5 protein-coding genes are annotated in these 6643 nt (G+C 48.2%); 4 read left to right on the top strand and 1 reads right to left on the bottom strand.

The annotated features are described in order from the left end of the window. Positions 1 to 1159, bottom strand: a 1159-nt coding sequence (locus J4728_RS15055) for an aldehyde dehydrogenase family protein (protein ID WP_124743988.1), incomplete at its 3' end; no start/stop codon positions are given. Positions 1160 to 1635: 476 nt separating this feature from the next. On the opposite strand from J4728_RS15055, the gene J4728_RS15050 reads away from it, so the two are divergent. The 4 genes from J4728_RS15050 (at position 1636) to oppC (ending at position 6643) form a co-directional block, all read left to right on the top strand. Continuing rightward, positions 1636 to 2283 carry a YchE family NAAT transporter gene (locus J4728_RS15050; protein WP_000615840.1) on the top strand — a complete coding sequence of 216 codons (648 nt, stop codon included), beginning with the start codon at positions 1636 to 1638 and terminating at the stop codon, positions 2281 to 2283. Positions 2284 to 3046: 763 nt separating this feature from the next. Then, complete coding sequence (oppA, locus tag J4728_RS15045) at positions 3047 to 4678, top strand: oligopeptide ABC transporter substrate-binding protein OppA (protein WP_001521098.1); 1632 nt, start codon at positions 3047 to 3049, stop codon at positions 4676 to 4678. 121 nt (positions 4679 to 4799) lie between these two features. Next, positions 4800 to 5720: an oligopeptide ABC transporter permease OppB gene (oppB, locus tag J4728_RS15040; RefSeq protein ID WP_000911097.1), complete on the top strand. Its 921-nt coding sequence runs from the start codon at positions 4800 to 4802 to the stop codon at positions 5718 to 5720. 14 nt (positions 5721 to 5734) lie between these two features. Continuing rightward, complete coding sequence (gene oppC, locus J4728_RS15035) at positions 5735 to 6643, top strand: oligopeptide ABC transporter permease OppC (RefSeq protein WP_000979653.1); 909 nt, start codon at positions 5735 to 5737, stop codon at positions 6641 to 6643.

The following is a 6643-nucleotide window of genomic DNA, read 5'->3' as shown; positions in this document are numbered from 1 at the left end:
GACCGAAGTAAGCAACGCGTTCTGGCTGGTTATCCTGGTCAGTGTACAGGCAGGAGGTGTGACCGATACCGCCCATAGCGACCAGTTTTTCTGCTTTTTCTACCGCTTCTTCGAAATCTTTCGCACGATACATCGCCAGAGTCGGAGACAGTTTTTCGTGTGCGAACGGTTCGCTTTCGTCAACGACTGTAACTTCACCGATCAGAATCTTGGTGGTTTCTGGTACGGAGAAGCCTGCCAGTTCAGCGATTTTGTAGGCTGGCTGACCGACGATAGCGGCGTTCAGAGCGCCATTTTTCAGGATAACGTTTTGAACCGCTTTCAGCTCCTGGCCCTGCAGCATGTAGCCGCCGTGGCTGGCGAAACGTTCGCGAACGGCATCATAGACGGAATCAACAACGACAACAGACTGTTCAGAAGCACAGATTACGCCGTTATCGAAGGTTTTAGACATCAGAACAGACGCCACAGCGCGTTTGATATCAGCGGTTTCATCAATGACAACCGGAGTGTTGCCTGCACCTACGCCGATAGCCGGTTTACCGGAGCTGTATGCAGCTTTAACCATGCCTGGACCGCCAGTGGCGAGGATCAGGTTAATATCCGGGTGGTGCATCAACGCGTTAGACAGTTCTACGGAAGGTTGATCGATCCAGCCAATCAGATCTTTCGGCGCGCCGGCAGCGATAGCCGCTTGCAGAACGATGTCTGCCGCTTTGTTGGTTGCTTCTTTAGCGCGCGGATGCGGAGAAAAGATGATGGCGTTACGGGTCTTCAGGCTAATCAGCGATTTGAAGATCGCGGTAGAGGTCGGGTTAGTGGTTGGAACGATACCGCAAATAATGCCGATAGGTTCAGCAATGGTGATGGTCCCGAAGGTGTCGTCTTCAGACAGCACGCCGCAGGTTTTTTCATCTTTATAGGCATTGTAAATATATTCAGAAGCGAAGTGGTTTTTAATCACTTTGTCTTCCACGATACCCATACCGGATTCGGCGACGGCCATTTTGGCCAGCGGAATGCGGGCATCAGCGGCTGCCAGAGCGGCGGCGCGGAAGATTTTGTCGACCTGTTCTTGAGTGAAACTGGCATATTCACGCTGGGCTTTTTTTACACGCTCTACGAGTGCGTTAAGTTCAGCGACATTAGTAACAGCCATAATGCTCTCCTGATAATGTTAAACTTTTTTAGTAAATCATCTGCGCGATACGTGAGTATAGACAGATCGACGATACTTTGTATAAATGCCTGAAATTCAGGTGGTTACTTAACGTCCGTTTCGCTCTGATTTACTAAAAGAGCTTCTGCGTTAGTATCATTTAACTCTAACGCGTTACGTCCAGGTGGCGTAAGCAAGATTACTCACTTCTGAGTAGCGATTGTGTGATCTAAATCAAGATTACGCAAAGCTGACACCTTTCAGCAGGCCATTTTAGCCTTTTATGTAAATTGTTAAGAAATCGTTGTCATGAAGAGTGAGTGGTTTAGCATAACGAGTACATATAAATAACAGCGATGAATGGATGAAATTAGGTGTAGATAAGAGGTGAACTATGCGAATAAAAGGCGTATCTTCTGCGCGTTTTGATCATTAACGAAAATTGACTTCATCCGGCTAACGCTTCGGAGCTAACCGTGATTCAACCGCTTTTTGATTTTCCTGTTTACTTTAAGTTCTTTATCGGGCTCTTTGCGCTGGTTAACCCGGTGGGGATTATTCCCGTTTTCATCAGCATGACCAGCTACCAGACGGCCACGGCGCGTAATAAAACTAACCTCACCGCGAATCTGTCGGTCGCGATTATCTTGTGGAGTTCCTTATTCCTCGGCGATGGCATCCTGCAACTCTTTGGTATTTCTATTGATTCGTTCAGAATTGCGGGCGGTATCCTGGTTGTCACCATTGCAATGTCGATGATCAGCGGGAAGCTGGGGGAAGATAAACAAAACAAGCAAGAAAAGTCAGAGACGGCCATACGCGAGAGCATTGGCGTTGTGCCGTTAGCGCTGCCGTTAATGGCGGGGCCAGGGGCGATCAGCTCCACTATCGTCTGGGGGACGCGTTATCACAGCATCGCGCATTTGCTTGGTTTTTCAGTTGCCATTGCGCTTTTTGCGCTTTGCTGCTGGGGCGTGTTCCGTATGGCGCCGTGGCTGGTTCGTTTGCTGGGGCAAACCGGTATCAACGTTATTACCCGAATCATGGGGTTGTTGTTAATGGCGCTCGGCATCGAATTTATTGTCACAGGAATAAAAGGCATTTTCCCCGGCTTGCTCAACTAAACTCCCACCTGCTGATTTACAGGCGGCGCCCTAAGGGGCCGCCTTGTGACATTCCCACGTAACACTTCTTACTTTGATAAGCATTCAGCGTTTAAATGATAAAAAATACTAATATAATCTAACGCTATTTATTTTTATTAATCAAACTATTATCAACATTACTGAGACCGTGAGAAGCGGTAGGTCTGTTATTTTATTCACACCATACTCTGGGGCTTGATGAAGGATTATTGAAATGTTATTAGTTGTTTCAGCTCTACTGTAGATGAATGTGCTAAATAATGAGCATTTGTTAAATTTGTGTGTCTTTTCTGGCGCAGGCATATCCTACGATGTGATAGCGAGGCGATTTTCTTTCAACTTATTGATTGTAAGGAATAAATTAAAGATTTTTAACATTCTTTAACTGTTTTTCTGGGCAGGAAATTTTCCATAAAAGAGAATTGGTTAACAAAATTGTAAAATGAATTGGCGGTTCAGAAACGCATTTGATACTTTTCGGCCAAACATTTTGCAGAAGATTTCACATTGTTGATAACTATTTTCATTTACATGGTTGTCAGAAATAACGTGCGACGTGGGCAGGTACGTCGTATAGCGAATCGACGAAAGGCGATCGAACGAATCGTCAGAATAAATAAAGTCGGTGATAGCAAAAGCAGTGACAGACCTGGCAGTACACCACCAGTGCTGCACAGGAACCCTGACGGGATTAAACAGGCTGGTAAAAACCAGTAATTATAATGAGTGGAGTACAAACACAATGTCTAACATCACGAAAAAAAGTTTGATTGCAGCGGGAATACTCACTGCGCTCATCGCCGCCAGCGCCGCGACTGCGGCAGACGTGCCCGCCGGCGTTCAGTTAGCCGACAAGCAAACGTTGGTACGTAATAACGGATCAGAAGTGCAGTCTCTCGACCCGCATAAAATTGAAGGCGTGCCGGAATCGAACGTCAGCCGTGACCTCTTCGAAGGCTTATTAATTAGTGATGTTGAGGGGCATCCTTCACCGGGCGTCGCGGAAAAATGGGAAAATAAAGATTTTAAAGTCTGGACATTCCATCTACGTGAAAATGCGAAATGGTCAGATGGTACGCCCGTCACCGCCCATGATTTCGTTTATAGTTGGCAACGCCTGGCCGATCCTAATACGGCATCGCCGTACGCCAGCTATCTGCAATACGGTCATATCGCTAATATCGATGACATTATCGCCGGTAAAAAACCCGCCACCGATCTGGGGGTAAAAGCGCTTGATGATCACACCTTTGAAGTGACCTTAAGTGAGCCGGTGCCTTATTTCTACAAATTGTTGGTCCACCCTTCAGTGTCTCCTGTACCGAAATCAGCGGTCGAAAAATTTGGCGATAAATGGACGCAACCGGCCAATATTGTCACTAACGGCGCTTATAAGTTAAAAAACTGGGTGGTGAACGAACGTATCGTGCTGGAGCGTAACCCGCAATACTGGGATAACGCCAAAACCGTCATCAATCAGGTAACTTATTTGCCTATCTCTTCGGAGGTGACGGATGTCAACCGCTACCGCAGCGGCGAGATCGATATGACTTATAACAATATGCCGATCGAATTATTCCAGAAACTGAAGAAAGAGATCCCGAATGAAGTCCGCGTAGACCCTTATTTGTGTACCTATTATTACGAAATTAATAATCAAAAAGCGCCGTTTAACGATGTCCGCGTGCGTACCGCGCTGAAACTGGCGTTAGATCGCGACATTATTGTTAATAAGGTTAAAAATCAGGGCGATTTACCCGCTTATAGCTACACGCCGCCGTATACCGATGGCGCAAAACTGGTAGAGCCTGAGTGGTTCAAATGGTCCCAGCAAAAGCGTAATGAAGAAGCGAAGAAATTGTTGGCTGAAGCCGGCTTTACGGCGGATAAGCCCTTAACATTCGACCTGCTGTATAACACCTCCGATCTGCATAAAAAACTGGCCATTGCCGTGGCGTCTATCTGGAAGAAAAATCTGGGCGTCAATGTGAATCTGGAGAATCAGGAATGGAAAACCTTCCTGGATACCCGTCATCAGGGCACCTTTGATGTTGCCAGAGCCGGGTGGTGCGCAGATTATAATGAACCGACCTCGTTCCTGAATACCATGTTGTCCGACAGTTCAAATAACACCGCGCATTATAAGAGCCCGGCGTTTGATAAGCTGATTGCCGACACGCTGAAAGTGGCGGACGATACGCAGCGCAGCGAACTCTACGCTAAAGCGGAGCAGCAGTTAGATAAAGACTCGGCTATTGTGCCGGTGTATTACTACGTTAACGCGCGCCTGGTGAAACCCTGGGTGGGCGGGTATACCGGTAAAGACCCGCTGGATAATATTTATGTGAAAAACTTATATATTATCAAACATTAATGGCAAGACATGGGACAACTGCGGTTGTCCCATGGTGTCTTTTTTCATCGCACTATAACTTTCCCTGGCGGATCTTTTGTCACGTCCGGGAAGTAAAGGCACAGGCCAGAAGGTACGGGCAATGTTGAAATTTATTTTACGCCGCTGTCTGGAAGCGATTCCGACGCTGTTTATTCTTATTACCATCTCTTTCTTTATGATGCGCCTCGCGCCGGGTAGCCCTTTTACTGGCGAGCGCGCATTGCCGCCGGAAGTGCTGGCCAATATTGAAGCAAAATATCATCTGAACGATCCCATCATGACGCAGTACTTCAGCTACCTGAAGCAGCTGGCGCATGGCGATTTTGGACCATCGTTTAAATACAAAGATTACACGGTCAACGATCTGGTTGCCGCCAGCTTCCCCGTTTCGGCGAAACTTGGCGCTGCCGCTTTTTTGCTGGCGGTCATTATTGGTGTCAGTGCTGGAGTGATTGCCGCGCTAAAGCAAAATACGCGATGGGATTATACGGTGATGGGATTTGCCATGACCGGCGTCGTTATCCCCAGTTTTGTGGTAGCGCCGCTACTGGTGATGGTCTTTGCAATAACCTTGCAATGGCTGCCTGGCGGCGGCTGGAACGGCGGGGCGTTAAAATTTATGATCCTGCCGATGGTCGCGCTTTCACTGGCCTATATTGCCAGCATCGCTCGTATTACGCGCGGCTCAATGATTGAAGTTCTGCATTCGAACTTTATTCGTACCGCGCGGGCAAAAGGATTACCGATGCGCAGAATCATCTTCCGCCATGCGTTAAAACCTGCGCTGCTGCCGGTTTTATCCTATATGGGGCCAGCCTTTGTCGGCATTATTACCGGCTCAATGGTGATTGAAACTATTTATGGCTTACCGGGCATTGGGCAGCTTTTCGTTAATGGCGCGCTCAACCGCGATTACTCGCTGGTGTTAAGTTTGACCATTCTAGTCGGGGCGCTGACCATATTATTTAACGCCATTGTCGATGTGCTCTATGCCGTTATCGACCCGAAAATTCGCTATTGATACTGGAGCTCGCGATGATGTTAAGTAAGAAAAACAGCGAGACGCTGGAAAATTTCAGTGAAAAGCTGGAGGTGGAAGGTCGCAGCCTTTGGCAAGATGCCCGTCGGCGCTTTATGCATAACCGTGCGGCGGTGGCCAGTCTTATTGTCCTGTTTCTGATAGCCCTGTTCGTGACAGTGGCGCCTATGCTGTCGCAATTTACCTATTTCGATACCGACTGGGGCATGATGTCCAGTGCGCCGGATATGGCGTCCGGTCACTATTTCGGCACTGACTCTTCCGGGCGCGATCTGTTGGTGCGCGTTGCCATCGGCGGGCGTATCTCATTAATGGTCGGGATTGCCGCCGCGCTGGTGGCGGTCATTGTCGGAACGCTGTATGGCTCGCTGTCCGGCTATCTGGGCGGCAAAATTGATTCTGTGATGATGCGTTTGTTGGAGATCCTCAACTCGTTCCCGTTTATGTTCTTTGTGATTTTGCTGGTGACGTTTTTTGGGCAGAACATTCTGTTGATTTTCGTCGCCATCGGCATGGTCTCCTGGCTTGATATGGCGCGTATCGTGCGTGGCCAAACCCTAAGTCTTAAACGTAAAGAATTCATCGAAGCCGCGCAGGTGGGTGGTGTGTCGACTGCCAGCATTGTGATCCGCCATATTGTGCCTAACGTCCTGGGCGTAGTGGTAGTGTATGCATCGTTGCTGGTGCCCAGCATGATTCTGTTTGAGTCTTTCCTCAGTTTCCTGGGGCTTGGGACGCAGGAACCGTTAAGCAGTTGGGGAGCGTTATTGAGCGATGGCGCAAATTCAATGGAAGTCTCACCGTGGCTGCTGCTGTTTCCGGCTGGCTTTCTCGTGGTGACGTTATTCTGTTTTAACTTTATTGGCGATGGCCTGCGTGATGCCCTCGACCCGAAAGATCGTTAA

The organism is Salmonella sp. 32070601201500089SM, from assembly GCF_017573605.1.
Lineage (GTDB): Bacteria > Pseudomonadota > Gammaproteobacteria > Enterobacterales > Enterobacteriaceae > Salmonella > Salmonella enterica.
Note: the sequence above shows the minus strand (reverse complement) of the source record. Positions and strands in the feature narration are given on the sequence as shown.